Annotated in this window: 12 protein-coding genes; 8 read left to right on the top strand and 4 right to left on the bottom strand. The window is 68.3% G+C overall.

Annotated elements, in window-relative coordinates:
* The 5 genes from AC1DHX_RS14980 to pdxS form a co-directional block, all read left to right on the top strand.
* Positions 1 to 852 (top strand): helix-hairpin-helix domain-containing protein (locus AC1DHX_RS14980; protein ID WP_476900182.1); only part of this gene is annotated, 852 nt, incomplete at its 5' end.
* 129 nt (positions 853 to 981) lie between these two features.
* Positions 982 to 2,991, top strand: coding sequence for a threonine--tRNA ligase (thrS, locus tag AC1DHX_RS14975; protein ID WP_476900181.1), 2,010 nt, complete (start codon positions 982 to 984; stop codon positions 2,989 to 2,991).
* Positions 2,992 to 3,010: 19 nt separating this feature from the next.
* Positions 3,011 to 3,631, top strand: a complete 621-nt coding sequence (locus AC1DHX_RS14970) for an HIT family protein (protein WP_476849327.1) — start codon at positions 3,011 to 3,013, stop codon at positions 3,629 to 3,631.
* Positions 3,624 to 4,262: a phosphatidylinositol phosphate synthase gene (pgsA, locus tag AC1DHX_RS14965; RefSeq protein WP_476900180.1), complete on the top strand. Its 639-nt coding sequence runs from the start codon at positions 3,624 to 3,626 to the stop codon at positions 4,260 to 4,262. The genes AC1DHX_RS14970 and pgsA overlap by 8 nt, the downstream gene beginning before the upstream one ends.
* Positions 4,263 to 4,470: 208 nt before the next feature.
* Positions 4,471 to 5,397, top strand: a complete 927-nt coding sequence (pdxS, locus tag AC1DHX_RS14960; RefSeq protein ID WP_026266390.1) for a pyridoxal 5'-phosphate synthase lyase subunit PdxS — start codon at positions 4,471 to 4,473, stop codon at positions 5,395 to 5,397.
* A 213-nt stretch (positions 5,398 to 5,610) separates the two neighbouring features.
* Here pdxS and AC1DHX_RS14955 read toward each other — a convergent pair whose 3' ends face one another.
* Positions 5,611 to 7,623 carry a M3 family metallopeptidase gene (locus tag AC1DHX_RS14955; RefSeq protein ID WP_476858402.1) on the bottom strand — a complete coding sequence of 671 codons (2,013 nt, stop codon included), beginning with the start codon at positions 7,621 to 7,623 and terminating at the stop codon, positions 5,611 to 5,613.
* A gap of 82 nt (positions 7,624 to 7,705) precedes the next feature.
* Between AC1DHX_RS14955 and AC1DHX_RS14950 the strand changes: the two genes are divergently transcribed.
* The 3 genes from AC1DHX_RS14950 to AC1DHX_RS14940 are packed head-to-tail and all read left to right on the top strand — an operon-like array spanning position 7,706 to position 10,731.
* On the top strand, positions 7,706 to 8,998 hold the full coding sequence (locus AC1DHX_RS14950) for a CapA family protein (RefSeq protein ID WP_476858403.1): 1,293 nt from the start codon (positions 7,706 to 7,708) through the stop codon (positions 8,996 to 8,998).
* Positions 8,999 to 9,009: 11 nt separating this feature from the next.
* Positions 9,010 to 9,885, top strand: a complete 876-nt coding sequence (locus AC1DHX_RS14945) for an alpha/beta fold hydrolase (protein ID WP_476858404.1) — start codon at positions 9,010 to 9,012, stop codon at positions 9,883 to 9,885.
* 9 nt (positions 9,886 to 9,894) lie between these two features.
* Entirely contained in the window at positions 9,895 to 10,731 is an 837-nt protein-coding gene (locus AC1DHX_RS14940) for an alpha/beta fold hydrolase (protein ID WP_476858405.1), read from the top strand.
* Between the two features lie 34 nt (positions 10,732 to 10,765).
* Here AC1DHX_RS14940 and AC1DHX_RS14935 read toward each other — a convergent pair whose 3' ends face one another.
* Genes AC1DHX_RS14935 through AC1DHX_RS14925 form a run of 3 tightly spaced genes read right to left on the bottom strand, consistent with a single transcriptional unit; the run spans position 10,766 to position 13,352 of the window.
* Positions 10,766 to 11,254, bottom strand: a complete 489-nt coding sequence (locus tag AC1DHX_RS14935) for a GNAT family N-acetyltransferase (RefSeq protein WP_476858406.1) — start codon at positions 11,252 to 11,254, stop codon at positions 10,766 to 10,768.
* A gap of 5 nt (positions 11,255 to 11,259) precedes the next feature.
* On the bottom strand, positions 11,260 to 12,066 hold the full coding sequence (locus AC1DHX_RS14930; RefSeq protein WP_476858407.1) for a type 1 glutamine amidotransferase: 807 nt from the start codon (positions 12,064 to 12,066) through the stop codon (positions 11,260 to 11,262).
* Complete coding sequence (locus AC1DHX_RS14925; protein ID WP_476900179.1) at positions 12,063 to 13,352, bottom strand: MurT ligase domain-containing protein; 1,290 nt, start codon at positions 13,350 to 13,352, stop codon at positions 12,063 to 12,065. The genes AC1DHX_RS14930 and AC1DHX_RS14925 overlap by 4 nt, the downstream gene beginning before the upstream one ends.
* Between the last annotated feature and the right edge of the window lie 68 nt (positions 13,353 to 13,420).

The raw sequence follows: 13,420 nt of genomic DNA, 5'->3' as shown, positions 1-13,420 counted from the left end.
GACCGGGGCAGGCTGGGCATCCGGCTGAGCCTGAACGGCATCTTCGGGCTCTCCGGCGCCGAGCTCAAACGGATAGTGGCCGGCCAGCCCTACGACTCCCTTGCGGACCTGCGCGCCCGGTCGCGGCTCAGCCGGCCCAGCATCCAGCGCCTGGCCCAGCTGGGCGCCTTCGATTCGCTGCACCGGGCGTCCGGGGGAGACGCCAACCGGGCGGACCTGGTCCAGCACCTGCAGAAACTCCAGGCCCGCACCCTGCGGAAGGGCGTGGAAGTCATTGAGGGCCAGCTGGCGTTGCCGCTGGGGGACGTGGAACTGAAGAACCTCAAGGCGGCACTGCCCGCACCCAGCATGGTGGATAACGTCCGCGCGGAACTGGACCTGATGGCCGTGGACGTCAGCGAGCACCTCATGACCAGCCACCGCCCGCTGCTGGACCGGCTCGGCGTCACCACCGCGGACAAGCTGCTGGGACTGCGCAACGGCACGGAGGTGCTGGTTGCCGGGGTCCGGGTGGCCACCCAGACCCCGCCCATGAGGGGCGGCCGGCGGGTGGTGTTCATCAGCGTCGACGACGGCACGGGCTGCGTGGATTCGGTGTTCTTCCACGAAGCGCAGGAGCAGTCCGGACCCTTGCTGTTCGGCACCCGCCTGCTCCTGATCCGCGGCACCACCCGCCGGACCGGGCCGCGGGGGATCAGCATCAGCGCCTCCATGGCCTGGGACCTCAGCCGCCCGGAGACCCTCCCGTTCCCGGCATCGGCTCCCGGCGCCGCCGGCCGGCAGGAGCCTTACCTGTCCGGCCCCCTGGACGGGATCAGCAGGAACCTCGCCATCACCGGGCTGGGCGGCTGAGCGGCCGGCGGTGCGGCTCGCTCGTGGCGCGTTGGTTGGCCTCTGGAGAAACCGATAGCATGGACGAGGCTGGCTGTGGTCCCCGTACGCCACAAGCTACGAAGCCTTAACTTTGAATAGGAGACACCCGTGTCAGATGCCCAGCAGATCACCCTTCTCGTCGACGGCGAAGAGACCAAGGTGACTACCGGGACCACCGGCGCGGAACTCTTCTTTGAGCGCCGCGACGTCGTTGTGGCCCGCGTTAACGGCGAGTTGAAGGACCTGGACCAGCCCCTTCCCGAGGACGCCAATGTCGAGGCCGTCACCATTGATTCCCCGGACGGGCTCAACGTCCTGCGCCACTCCACGGCCCACGTCATGGCCCAGGCCGTGCAGCAGCTGCGCCCCGACGCCAAGCTCGGCATCGGCCCCTACATCACTGACGGCTTCTACTTCGACTTCGACGTCGCGGAACCGTTCACCCCGGAAGACCTCCGCCAGCTCGAAAAGATGATGCAGAAGATCATCAACCAGAACCAGAAGTTCGTGCGCCGCGTCGTGTCCGAGGACGAGGCCCGCGAAGCGATGAAGGACGAGCCCTACAAGCTCGAACTGCTGGGCAGGAAGAATGACGCCGCCGAGGCCGGAGAAGGCGTCAACGTTGAGGTCGGCGCCGGCGACATCACCATTTACGACAACGTGGACCGCAAGAGCGGCGACAGCATCTGGTGCGATCTGTGCCGCGGCCCGCACCTGCCGAACACCAAGCTGATCTCCAACGCCTTTGCCCTGACCCGKTCCTCGGCCGCCTACTGGCTGGGCAACCAGARCAACCAGCAGCTGCAGCGCATCTACGGCACCGCCTGGCCCACCAAGGACGCSCTCAAGGCCTACCAGGAGCGCATTGCCGAGGCCGAGCGCCGCGACCACCGCAAGCTCGGCGCGGAATTGGACCTGTTCTCCTTCCCGGACGAGCTCGGCTCCGGTCTGCCGGTCTTCCACCCCAAGGGCGGCATTATCCGCAAGGCCATGGAGGACTACTCCCGCCAGCGCCACGTCGATGCCGGCTACGACTTCGTCTACACCCCGCACATCACCAAGGGCCACCTCTACGAGGTCTCCGGCCACCTGGACTGGTACCGCGAGGGCATGTTCCCGGCGATGCACATCGACGCGGAACTGAACGAGGACGGCACCGTGCGCAAGCCCGGCCAGGACTACTACCTCAAGCCGATGAACTGCCCCATGCACAACCTGATCTTCCGGTCCCGCGGCCGCTCCTACCGCGAACTGCCGCTGCGGCTCTTCGAGTTCGGCTCGGTTTACCGCTACGAGAAGTCCGGCGTGGTGCACGGCCTGACCCGCGTCCGGGGCATGACCCAGGACGACGCCCACATCTACTGCACCCGCGAGCAGATGAAGGACGAGCTCACCACCACGCTGAACTTCGTCCTCGGCCTGCTCAAGGACTACGGCCTGGACGACTTCTACCTCGAGCTCTCCACCAAAAACGAAGACAAGTTCGTGGGCGACGACGCTACCTGGGACGAAGCCACCCGCACCCTCGCCGAAGTAGCCGAAGCCTCCGGGCTCGAGCTCATCCCGGATCCGGGCGGAGCCGCGTTCTACGGCCCCAAGATTTCCGTCCAGACCAAGGACGCGCTCGGCCGCACCTGGCAGATGTCCACCATCCAGCTGGACTTCAACCTGCCCGAACGCTTCGAGCTTGAGTTCCAGGCCGCCGACGGCACCCGGCAGCGGCCCGTGATGATCCACCGTGCCTTGTTCGGCTCGGTGGAGCGCTTCATGGGCGTGCTCACCGAGCACTACGCCGGTGCCTTCCCCGCCTGGCTGGCACCGGTGCAGGTGGTGGGCATCCCGGTGGCGGAAGCCTTCAACGACTACATGTTCGACGTCGTGGACCAGCTCAAGGCGGCCGGTATCCGCGCCGAGGTAGACATCTCCTCGGACCGTTTCCCGAAGAAGATCCGCACGGCCAGCAAGGACAAGATCCCGTTCGTGCTGATCGCCGGCGGGGACGATGCCGAGGCGGGTGCCGTGTCCTTCCGCTTCCGCGACGGCAGTCAGGACAACGGCGTGCCCGTGTCCGAGGCCGTACAGCGGATCGTCGACGCTGTCCGAAACCGGACCAGCTAGGCAGACGGAAGGGCAGCGCGTGCAGGAAACCACAGGGGCCGGGCCGGAGTATCCGGGCGACCACGCCGTGACGGACGACTTCAGCCTGGCCGGGGTCCCGGACGCTTTCCAGCGCCTGTGGACCCCGCACCGGATGGCGTACATCAAGGGCGGCCAGCACCAGTTCAAGAACCCGGACGACTGCCCGTTCTGCGCCGCGCCCGAGCGGGGCGATGAGGACTCCCTGATCGTTTACCGGGGAAGGACGAGCTACGTGGTGCTGAACCTCTTTCCGTACAACCCGGGCCACCTGCTGGTCTGCCCCTACCGGCACATCCCGGACTACACGGACCTCACGGTCGAGGAAACGGCGGAATTCGCCGAACTGACCCAGACGGCCATGCGGGTGCTGCGCAAAGTCGCCAACCCTTCCGGTTTCAACCTGGGCATGAATCAGGGCGTCACCGGCGGGGCGGGCATCGCCGGCCATCTGCACCAGCACGTGGTGCCGCGCTGGGGCGGTGACGGAAATTTCTTCCCCATCATTGCCCAGACAAAGGCGGTCACGCAGACCCTCGGTGAGGTCCGTCAGCAGGTCGCCGACGCATGGCCGCAGGAAATGCCCGCGCCGCAGGACACAGCGGGGGAGAAGGATGCTTAACAGGCACGCCCGGGGCTTCTTCACCGCCCTGTTTTCCCCGGTTGCCCGCTGGCTGCTGAGGATCGGGGTCTCTCCCGACGCCGTGACCGTGGTCGGCACGCTCGGCGTCGTGATCGGCGCGCTCGTGTTCTACCCGCTCGGGCAGCTCTTCTGGGGGACTGTGTTCATCACGGCGTTCATTTTCTCCGACGTTATTGACGGCATCATGGCCCGGATGCAGCAGCGCGGCGGCCGGTGGGGCAATTTCCTGGACTCCACCCTTGACCGCGTGGCCGATGGCGCCCTGTTCGCCGGCGTCGCCGTTTGGTTCTTCACCGGCGGCGCCAACCCGGCTGTCGCCGTCGCCGCGATTCTCTGCCTGGTGCTCGGCATGGTGGTCTCCTATGCGCGGGCCAAGGCCGAGGCCCTGGGCTTCCACGCCAACGTGGGCATCGCCGAGCGCGCCGAGCGCCTCGTGTCCGTGCTGGTGGTCACGGGGCTCACCGGACTGGGCCTGACCCCGGTGGTGCTCTTCGTGACGCTGTGCCTGCTCGCGACAGCGAGCCTGGTGACGGTGATCCAGCGCATCGTGACAGTGCACCGCCAGTCGCTGGYGGAACCCGAAGGTACCGCCACGGAACGTCCCGCCTGACGGCGCCAGGCGGCACCCCGGCGGCCGCGCCGAATCCCTGTCCCCGCGCGAGATTCGACTGCTGTAACCCGAATTCTGCCGCGCCCCGGCCGGGGGATAGTATTAGCTTTACCGGCCAATGGATCCGGTAATCCGGTGTGTGCGAGACACGGCATGAACGTGCCGTCCGCGCCCCGGCGAGGTCATCTATCTACCCATAGGGGTTTTTGTGTCTACACCTGATGTAAGCAGCGAAGCCGGCGCGTCCGCGAAGAACGTCACGGGCAGCAGCCGCGTCAAGCGCGGCATGGCTGAGATGCTCAAGGGCGGCGTCATCATGGACGTCGTCAACGCCGAGCAGGCCCGCATCGCCGAAGACGCCGGTGCCGTGGCCGTGATGGCGCTGGAACGCGTTCCGGCCGATATCCGCGCCCAGGGCGGCGTGTCCCGCATGTCCGATCCCGACATGATCGACAAGATCATTGCGGCCGTGTCCGTGCCCGTTATGGCCAAGGCCCGGATCGGGCACTTCGTCGAGGCGCAGGTGCTGCAATCCCTCGGCGTGGACTACATTGACGAGTCCGAGGTCCTGACCCCGGCGGACTACACCAACCACATCGACAAGTGGAACTTCACCGTTCCGTTCGTCTGCGGTGCGACCAACCTGGGCGAGGCCCTGCGCCGGATCAACGAGGGCGCGGCGATGATCCGGTCCAAGGGCGAGGCCGGCACCGGGGATGTCTCCAACGCCACCACGCACATGCGCCAGATCCGTGCCGAGATCAAGAAGCTCGCCGGCATGGCCGAGGACGAGCTCTACGTCGCGGCCAAGGAGCTGCAGGCTCCGTACGAACTGGTCAAGGAAGTTGCCGCGACCGGCAAGCTCCCGGTGGTGCTGTTCACCGCCGGCGGCATCGCCACCCCGGCCGACGCCGCGATGATGATGCAGCTCGGCGCCGACGGCGTGTTCGTCGGCTCCGGCATCTTCAAGTCCGGCAACCCGGCCCAGCGTGCCGCCGCCGTCGTGAAGGCCACCACGTTCTACGACGACCCGGACGAGATCGCCAAGGCCTCCCGCGGCCTGGGCGAGGCCATGGTCGGCATCAACGTCGACGAGATCCCGCAGCCGCACCGCCTTGCCGAGCGCGGCTGGTAGCGTTCGCGCCTTTGGCGGCGCCGGACGGCGCTGATCCTCTGCGTGCTATTCCCCGCGCCCTGTTGGCAGCTGAGCGGCTGCCCGGGGCGCGGGGCCCCTTTTACGCACGCTGCCGGATCACGCCGCCCTTCGCCTTGCGCTTCTGATTGAACGACGACGCCGGGCGGTCACCTTCTTAGGTGACCGCCCGGCGTCGTTTGCGTTCTGCGGGGGTTAGTCGAGGCCGCGGCGCTTCAGCAGCGGCCCGAGATCCGAGTCCCGGCCGCGGAAGGCGCGGAAAGACTCCAGCGGGTCCCGGCTGTTGCCGCGGGAAAGCAGTTCGGCGCGGAAGAAATTGCCGTTCGCGCGGCTGAGGCCACCGTTTTCCTTGAACCATTCCACGGTGTCAGCGTCCAGGACCTCGCTCCAGATGTAGGAGTAGTAGCCGGCGGCATACCAGCCTCCCGCGAAGATGTGCTGGAAGTAGCCGGTCCGGTAGCGCGGCGGGATCAGGCCGTGCGCCACGCCGGCCGCGGCCAGCGCCTTCGCTTCAAACTCGACGGCGTCATCCGGGATGTCGGACCCATCCAGGACATGCCACGCCAGGTCCAGCAGGGCAGCGCCGAGGTATTCCGTGGTGCCGAAGCCTTCGCCCCAGAGCTGGGCGGCGTTGAGCTTGTCCACGGTCTCCTGCGGCAGGGGTTCGCCGGTGGCGTGGTGCCGGGCATAGTTGGCCAGGACTTCGGGCCACATGATCCACATTTCGTTGACCTGCGAGGGGTATTCCACGAAGTCCCGCGGCACGTTCGTGCCGGAGAACCGGGGATAGGTGACGGCGGAAAACAGGCCGTGCAGGGCGTGGCCGAACTCGTGGAAGGTGGTGCGGAGCTCGTCCAGCGTCAGCAGGGTGGGCTCGCCGGCCGGCGGCTTGGAGATGTTGAGGTTGTTGATCACCACGGGTCGGGTGTTCAAGAGCCCTGACTGCTCCACGATGGAATTCATCCACGCGCCCCCGCGCTTCGTCTCCCGTGTGTAGTAGTCGCCCAGGAAAAGGCCCAGGTCCGTGCCGTCGGAATTCTTAACCTCCCAGACGCGCACGTCCGGGTGGTAGCCGGCGAGGTCGGCGCGTTCGTGGAAGGTGACGCCGTACAGGGCGTTTGCCGCGAAGAACACGCCATCATTCAAAACCCGGTCCAGCTCGAAGTAGGGGCGCAGGGCCTGTTCGTCCACGGCATACCGCTCCCGCTTGACCTTGGCCGAGTAATACGCCCAGTCCCAGGCCTCGAGGGGGTGGCCGGCGGCCCCGGCCAGCGCCTCGGCCTCTGCGTCGGCATTGCGGACGGCTGCGGGGGCCAGCCGGCTCATCATTGCCTGGACGGCCTGGAAGTCCGGTGCAGTCTGCCGGTCCACGCTGAGTTCGGCGAAGTTCGCGAACCCGAGAAGGCTGGCCTTCTCGGCGCGGAGCCGGACCATGTCCTTGACCAGGTCGAGCACATCGAAGCTTCCGCCGTCGCTGCCGCGGCCGATGGAGGCCTCGTAGAGGCGACGGCGGATTTCCCGGTTCGCCAGCGCGGCCATGGCAGGCTGGTTGCTSGGCTGGATCAGGGTCAGCAGGAACTTTCCCTCGTGCCCGGCGGTCCGGGCGGCCTCGGCGGCGCTGGCGACGTCGTCGGCGGGCAGGCCCGCGAGGTCGGCGGCGTCATCCAGCAGCAGGGCAGCGGACTTCATGCCCTCCTTGACGCGCTGGCCGAACTCGGTGCCGAGCCGGGAAAGCTCGGCGTTGACGTCCCTGAGGCGCTCCTGGCCGGCGTCGTCGAGCTGGATGCCGGAGGCCCGGAACTCCTTGAGGTATTCCTCCACGAGCCGGGCTGACTCCGCGTCCAGGACCGTTGCGTCCAGCGCCGCGAAGCGTTCGTAGAGCCCGCGGTTGAGGTAGACGGCGTCCTGGTGGGCGGCCAAGAGCGGGGACAGGCGGGTCTCGAGGTCGCGGATGGTGTCTGAGGCGTCTGCGGACACCAGCGTGAAGAAGGACGCGGCGGCCCGGTCCAGGAGCCGGCCGGAGCGTTCCATGGCGAGGGCCGTGTTTTCGAAGGTCGGGGCCGCCGGGGTGTCCACGATGGCCTGGATTTCGGCAAGGTGCTCGGCCAGGCCGGCCTCGACGGCCTCGGCGTAGTGCGCGTCGTCGATATCCGCAAACGGTGGCAGTCCATAGGGCAGGGTGCTGGGGCTCAGGAGGGGATTGGTCATGAAATGACTCTTTCATGCAGGCGGCCGCTTCTCAACGATCGGCTCCGTGTGTTGTGATGCCGCCCACCATAGGATGAGCGGCATGGAGAACACGACCGCGAGGCCGCGGGGCCGGATCCTGACCGCAGCAACGGCCGTTGTTCTCGGGTTGATGCTGGCATCCTGCGGACTCCTCGCCGGGCCGGATAAGCCCCCGGGTCCCACGGCCGGCGGTACCGGGGGAACGTCCGACGTTACCCAGCAGCCGTCGGGCACCCCGACTCCGACTCCGACCCCGCCCCCGACTCCGACCCCGACGCCGACGCCGACGCCGACGCCCGGGAAGGGGCCAGGCTGTGCGGCCGCCCGGTGCGCCTCCGTCCTCGTCACCGGGGACATGCTGGTCCACCCCCAGCTCTGGCAGCAGGCCCGCGAGGACGCCCGCGCCGCCGGAGCGACGGGGCTGGACTTCGGGCCGCTGCTGGAGGGCCAGCGGCGCTACATCGAGCAGAGCGACGTGGCGATCTGCCACTTGGAGACCCCGGTGGCCGGCCCGGACGGACCATTCTCCGGGTATCCCTCCTTCAACGTTCCGCCGCAGATCATCACCGCCGTGCGGGGCGTGGGCTATCAGGCCTGCACGACCGCCAGCAATCACACCGTTGACCGCGGCACCGCGGGACTCGTCCGCACCCTGGACGCCCTCGACGCCGCCGGACTCCGGCACACGGGCTCGTACCGGACCGAGGCAGAGTCGCAGGGCATCCTGATCCTGCAGACCGCCGCGGCCAAAATCGCCGTCATTGATGCCGCATATGGCCTCAACGGGCTGCGCGCCGAGCAGCCCTGGCAGGTCGACCTGCTCGATCCCGGCGTCATGATTTCCAAAGCACGCAAGGCCAGGGCTTTGGGCGCGGACATTGTGCTGGGGGTCATGCACGCCGGGGAGGAGTACTCAACCGAGCCCAACACCCAGCAGCGGGACGTCGCCCATGCGCTCGTGGACAGCGGCCTGTTCAGCCTGATCTACGGCCACCACAGCCATTCGGTGCTGCCGATCGAAAAGTACAAGGGAACCTGGATTGTGTACGGGCTCGGCAACGGCATCACCGAGCTCTCGCCGTCGTTCGTGGTCAACAACGAGGGCCTGTTGGTCCGGGTGCGGTTCAGCCAGGACGCGTCCGGGTTCTGGGCCGCCTCGGACCTGGCCTGGGCGCCGTCAGTGATGGTCCGCGGACCCTACCGCTGGTGTTCGGTGGCGGCCGACGCGCCGCAGGGCCGTTGCGCCGGAACGGCGGCGGACGCAGCCACGCGCCGGCGCACCGCGGCCGTGCTGGAGTCGATGGGCGCCGCGGCGGCGGGCGCCCATGAGCTTATTCTCACCCCGGGGTCCTAAGCTTGGGCAGCATGGAGATGATCAACGAACGGCGGAGCACCGTCGCGTCCAGCGGGGCTGAGCTTGCAGTGTTCGAGTATGGCAGGGAGCCGGGACCGGAAGTGCCGACGCTGCTGCTGGTACACGGCTATCCGGACGATCATCAGGTCTTCCTGCCGGCCATCCGTGATCTGGCCCGAAGCCACCACGTGGTCGCCTACGACACCCGGAACGCGGGCGCGTCCGCCGTCGTCGGCCTCCCCGGGGACTTCACCCTGAAGAAGCTCGTGGATGACATGTTCGCCGTGCTGGCCGCCGTCGGCGCCACGGATGTCCATCTTGTGGGCCATGACTGGGGCTCGATCCAGGGCTGGGCCGCCGTCCAGGACCCCAGGGCCGCGGGCCTGATCGGCCGGTACACGTCCATCTCGGGCCCGGACCTGCGGCACTTCGCCCGCTGGGTGCGGAGCCGGTATGCACGTCCCCGGGCGTGGCTGCAGCTGGCCGGACAATTGGCCCGCAGCTGGTACATCGCCGCGTTCCTTGTGCCGAAGCTGCCGGAGGCCGCCTGGCGCCTCTTCCTCACCAAACGCTACGGGCAGATGGCCAAGCGCGACGTCGGCGATGATCCCATCCGCGGCCTGGCTCTTTACCGCGCAAATTTCTTCTCGGCGGTGAACTGGCCGGCCGGCGGCCGCGTGACGCTGCCCGTCCGGGTGGTGGTGCCGCTGAAGGATTCCTTCCTGTCGCCGGACCTCGTGGACGGACTGGATTCCTGGGTGGATGACCTCACGGTGATCCGGGTGGACAGCGGCCACTGGTGGCCGGCATCCCGGCCGGCGGAGTTCGCGGAGCTGCTACGGCAGCCGCAGCCGACGCCGCAGCCGACGACTCAGATATCACCGTAGGCCGGCGCCATGGCCCGGGTAAACCGGCGGGATCGGGAATCCCGGAGCGGGACGTTCAGCAACGGGATGGAATACCTGACGTGGGGCCGGGGCCCGAAGACGCTCTTGTTCGTCCAGGGCGGACCGGGGAGCTTCGTGCCCCAGGGGGTGCTGCGCGGACTGTTCCGGCGGGAGTTTGCCGCCTATCAGGAGGCCGGGTACGCCATCTGGATTGTCACCCGCCGGCGGAACATGCCGGCGTCGCACACCAGCGCCGACATGGCGGACGACTACGCCCAGCTGATCGCCGAGGAGTTCGGCGGCCGGGTCGGCCTGGTGGTGGCCGAGTCATTCGGCGGGATGATCGGGCAGTACCTGGCCGCCCGCCATCCCGAGTCCTTCGGGCACATCGCGATGGTGGTCACGGCGGCCGAACTGAGCGCGTGGGGCAAGGACGTGGACGAGCGGATGGCCGCCGCCGTCGCTGCCGGAGACCCAGGCCGCGCCGGGACGGTCCTGGCCGAGTACCTCTTACCGGGGCCGCGGACCCGCTGGCTGCGGGAACTGCTGGGACCTGTCGTCGGCCGGCGCGTGCTGGACCCCTCCGGATGCCCCGCCGCGGACGTCCTGACGGAGGCGCGGGCCGAGTTCGCGTTTGATGCGCGGGCGGTACTGCCGCTCATTCGTCCGCCCGTCCTGCTGCTCTGCGGCGGCCGGGACGCGTTCTTCCCGAGGACGGTTGCGGAGGAGACCGCGCAATTGATTCCAGACTGCACCCTGATCGTCTACGAGCGATGGGGCCATATCCGGGCAGGATCGAGCCGGCGGGTGCCGCGCGATGTCCTGGCTTTCGTCCGGAGCCGATGACGGCAGGCGGGGCCCATGGAAGGCTGCCGGGCAGCTACCCGGCGTCCAGGAGCAGGGACATGAAGACGCTGTTGGGGTCGGCTTCGTAGCCGGCAAACGGCGGGCAGTCCGTGAAGCCGTGCCGCTCGTACAGCCGCCGCGCGGGGGCGAAGCACTCCTGGCTCCCCGTCTCCAGGAACAAGCGTTCGTAGCCGCTGTGCCGGGCCTCGGCCAGGAGGTGGCGGAGCAGCGCCGACGCAACGCCGCGCCCGCGGGCTGCATTCGCGGTGCGCATTGACTTGATCTCGGCGTCGCCGGGAGCCAGGTGTTTCAGTGCCGCGCAGCCCAGGAGCCGGGAGTCCTGCCGGGCGGTCCAGAAGCTGATGCCGGGTCCGGCCAGGGCGGCAGGATCAAGGGCGTGGACGCTTTCCGGCGGGGAGGTCGCGTACATGTCGGCGAGGTGTTCGCCCAGGAGCCGCAGGACGTCCTCGCGTTCCGGGGTGTCGCGCCCAATCCGGACCGTGCCGCCCTCGGCGCCTGCCACCTGGGTCAGCGGGGCCGGCGGGCGGCGTGTTCCCGCGCCAGCACCGCGTAGGAGTCATCCGGCGTGCCCGGGGTGAAGCTGCCGTATTTGCGTTCGACGGCGGTCCGGATCAGGAAATCCGCGAGAGCCGGGTTCTTGGGCAGCAGCGAGCCGTGCAGGTAGCTCGCCACGATGTTGCGGTAGCGGGCTCCCTCCTGGCCGTCCGTGCTGTTGTTGCCGGTACCTTTGGCCGTCGTCCCGAGCGGTTCGACGCCCGGTCCCAGTGTGGTCTGGCCGCTGTGGTTTTCGTAGCCGAGGATGTTGCCGAATTCGGGGGAGGAGACCGTGACGTTGCCGATCAGGCGCTCGTCGGTGCCGTGGGTTTCCACGTCCAGGATGCCGATGCCCGGAAGGACCGACCCGAGCCGGGTCTTGAAGAATTTCCCGAAGAGCTGGTACAGCCCGCAGATCACGAGCATCGGGGTGCCCTCGTCGGCCATCTGCTTCAGGGTGGACTCGCGCGAGAGGAGGTCGTCCTGGATGACGAGCTGTCCGCTGTCCTGTCCGCCGCCACCGACAATCAGGTCCACATCTGCCGGGAACGGGTCACCAACGTTGTACTCGAGCAGTTCCGGCGTGTAGCCGTGCCAGCGCAGGCGCTGCGCGAGGACCAGGGCGTTGCCCCAGTCGCCGTAAATGTTCATGTCCCGCGGGTAGAGCTGCAGGACCCGGATGGTTCCCTTGCTGGGGGCCGCGGAATCTTCGGGCGGAAGTTCGTGCCCGAAGGACAGCTCGTGCGGGGTTTCGGGGGATTCGGGGGACGCGGGGGTCATGAGACCACCTCCACTGTGGTGATTTTGGACAGCTCGCGGCGGATGGCCAGCATGGCCGTGTAGGTGCAGAAGATCCTCTTCGGCTTGCCCTCGCCGCCGCGGATGAACGCTGCCAGTGCCGGCGCAATGTCCGTGTCGACGGCGCCGATCGCGACGTTGTCGTACTGCAGCCGCAGCGCCATGTCATACGCGCGGGAGCCCGTGAGCTGGTCCACGCCGCCGTCGCGGAGCGTGTCGAATTCGACGTCCCACAGCCAGGACATGTCCCGGCCGTCGGCGTAGTTGTCGTTGATCGCGATCATCGTGGCGTACCCGGCGGCGGGGAACGATTTGAGGCCGAGCCGGAAACCGCTGGGGTTCTTGACCAGGACCAGTTCCAGCGGCAGGCCATCGACCACGAGGCTTTCGCCGCGGCCGAACGCCGGCGCCACCTTGGACAGCGCCGTGAGCAGGCCGGCCTGGTCGGTCCCGGTGCCGCGGGCGCCGGAGACGCCGCGGGCCAGGGTCAGCGCGGCGGCGGCATTGAAGATGTTGTAGACGCCGCGCAGTTTCATCCCCGTGGTGACCGTCGCGCCGTCGTACTCGAAATCGGCGTCGTCGGCGCCCACGCGGCGCAACACGACGTCGGCGGCGGGCCGGGCGGGGGCGGCCGGCACCGGGCTGCCCGGGGCGGCGCGCATGTCGTCGTCGTTGGGGAAGGTGCTCAGCAGCGAATCGTCGAGCCCGAAGTAGAGCACCTCCGGCCCGTCCAGGGTCTGGGCGATCCGGGCGACGCGCGGGTCTTCCCGGTTCAGGACCACGGTCCCGGTGGTCTTGGACGCGATGTGCTGGAGCARTTCGGCGGTCTTGTCGATCTCGCCGAACCGGTCCAGCTGGTCGCGGAGGACATTGAGCAGGAGGCTGTACTGCGGCGGGACCTTGTTGACGAAGTGGACGGCATGCGCCTCATCCAGTTCCAGGACCGCGACGTCGGCATCGAGCCGGCCCCGCCAGTCGACCTCGCCCAGGAGGGCCGCGGCCACGCCGYGGGTGAAGTTGCTGCCGGTGCGGTTGGTGAAGACTCTCAGTCCCTGGCTCTCGAGCAGTTCCACAACCATCTTGGTGGTGGTGGTCTTCCCGTTCGTGCCACTGACGACGGCGACCCCCAGCGGCAGCGTGGACAGCGTCCGCCGCATGAAATCGGGGTCGATTTTTTCGACCACAAGCCCGGGGAGGGCCGAGCCTCCGCCCCTGAGCCGGGAGACCCGGCGGACGAACTTGCCGAGCGGAACGCTGAAGTAAAGCATGCTCTGTAATATATCCCAGCAGCGGCATGGAACCCGGACGCCCGGGGCCGCTGCATGCTTCTTCCATG

Source organism: Arthrobacter sp. 05N33_2, assembly GCF_056397425.1.
This window is presented reverse-complemented; position numbering and strand designations above follow the sequence as displayed.

What these genes read in the sequence shown, in the direction of transcription:
- AC1DHX_RS14950 (WP_476858403.1), top strand. Translation starts at nt 7,706, where the DNA reads ATGGAGAACACGACCGCGAGGCCGCGGGGCCGGATCCTGACCGCAGCA.
- AC1DHX_RS14945 (WP_476858404.1), top strand. Translation starts at nt 9,010, where the DNA reads ATGGAGATGATCAACGAACGGCGGAGCACCGTCGCGTCCAGCGGGGCT.
- AC1DHX_RS14940 (WP_476858405.1), top strand. Translation starts at nt 9,895, where the DNA reads ATGGCCCGGGTAAACCGGCGGGATCGGGAATCCCGGAGCGGGACGTTC.
- AC1DHX_RS14930 (WP_476858407.1), bottom strand. Translation starts at nt 12,066, where the DNA reads ATGACCCCCGCGTCCCCCGAATCCCCCGAAACCCCGCACGAGCTGTCC.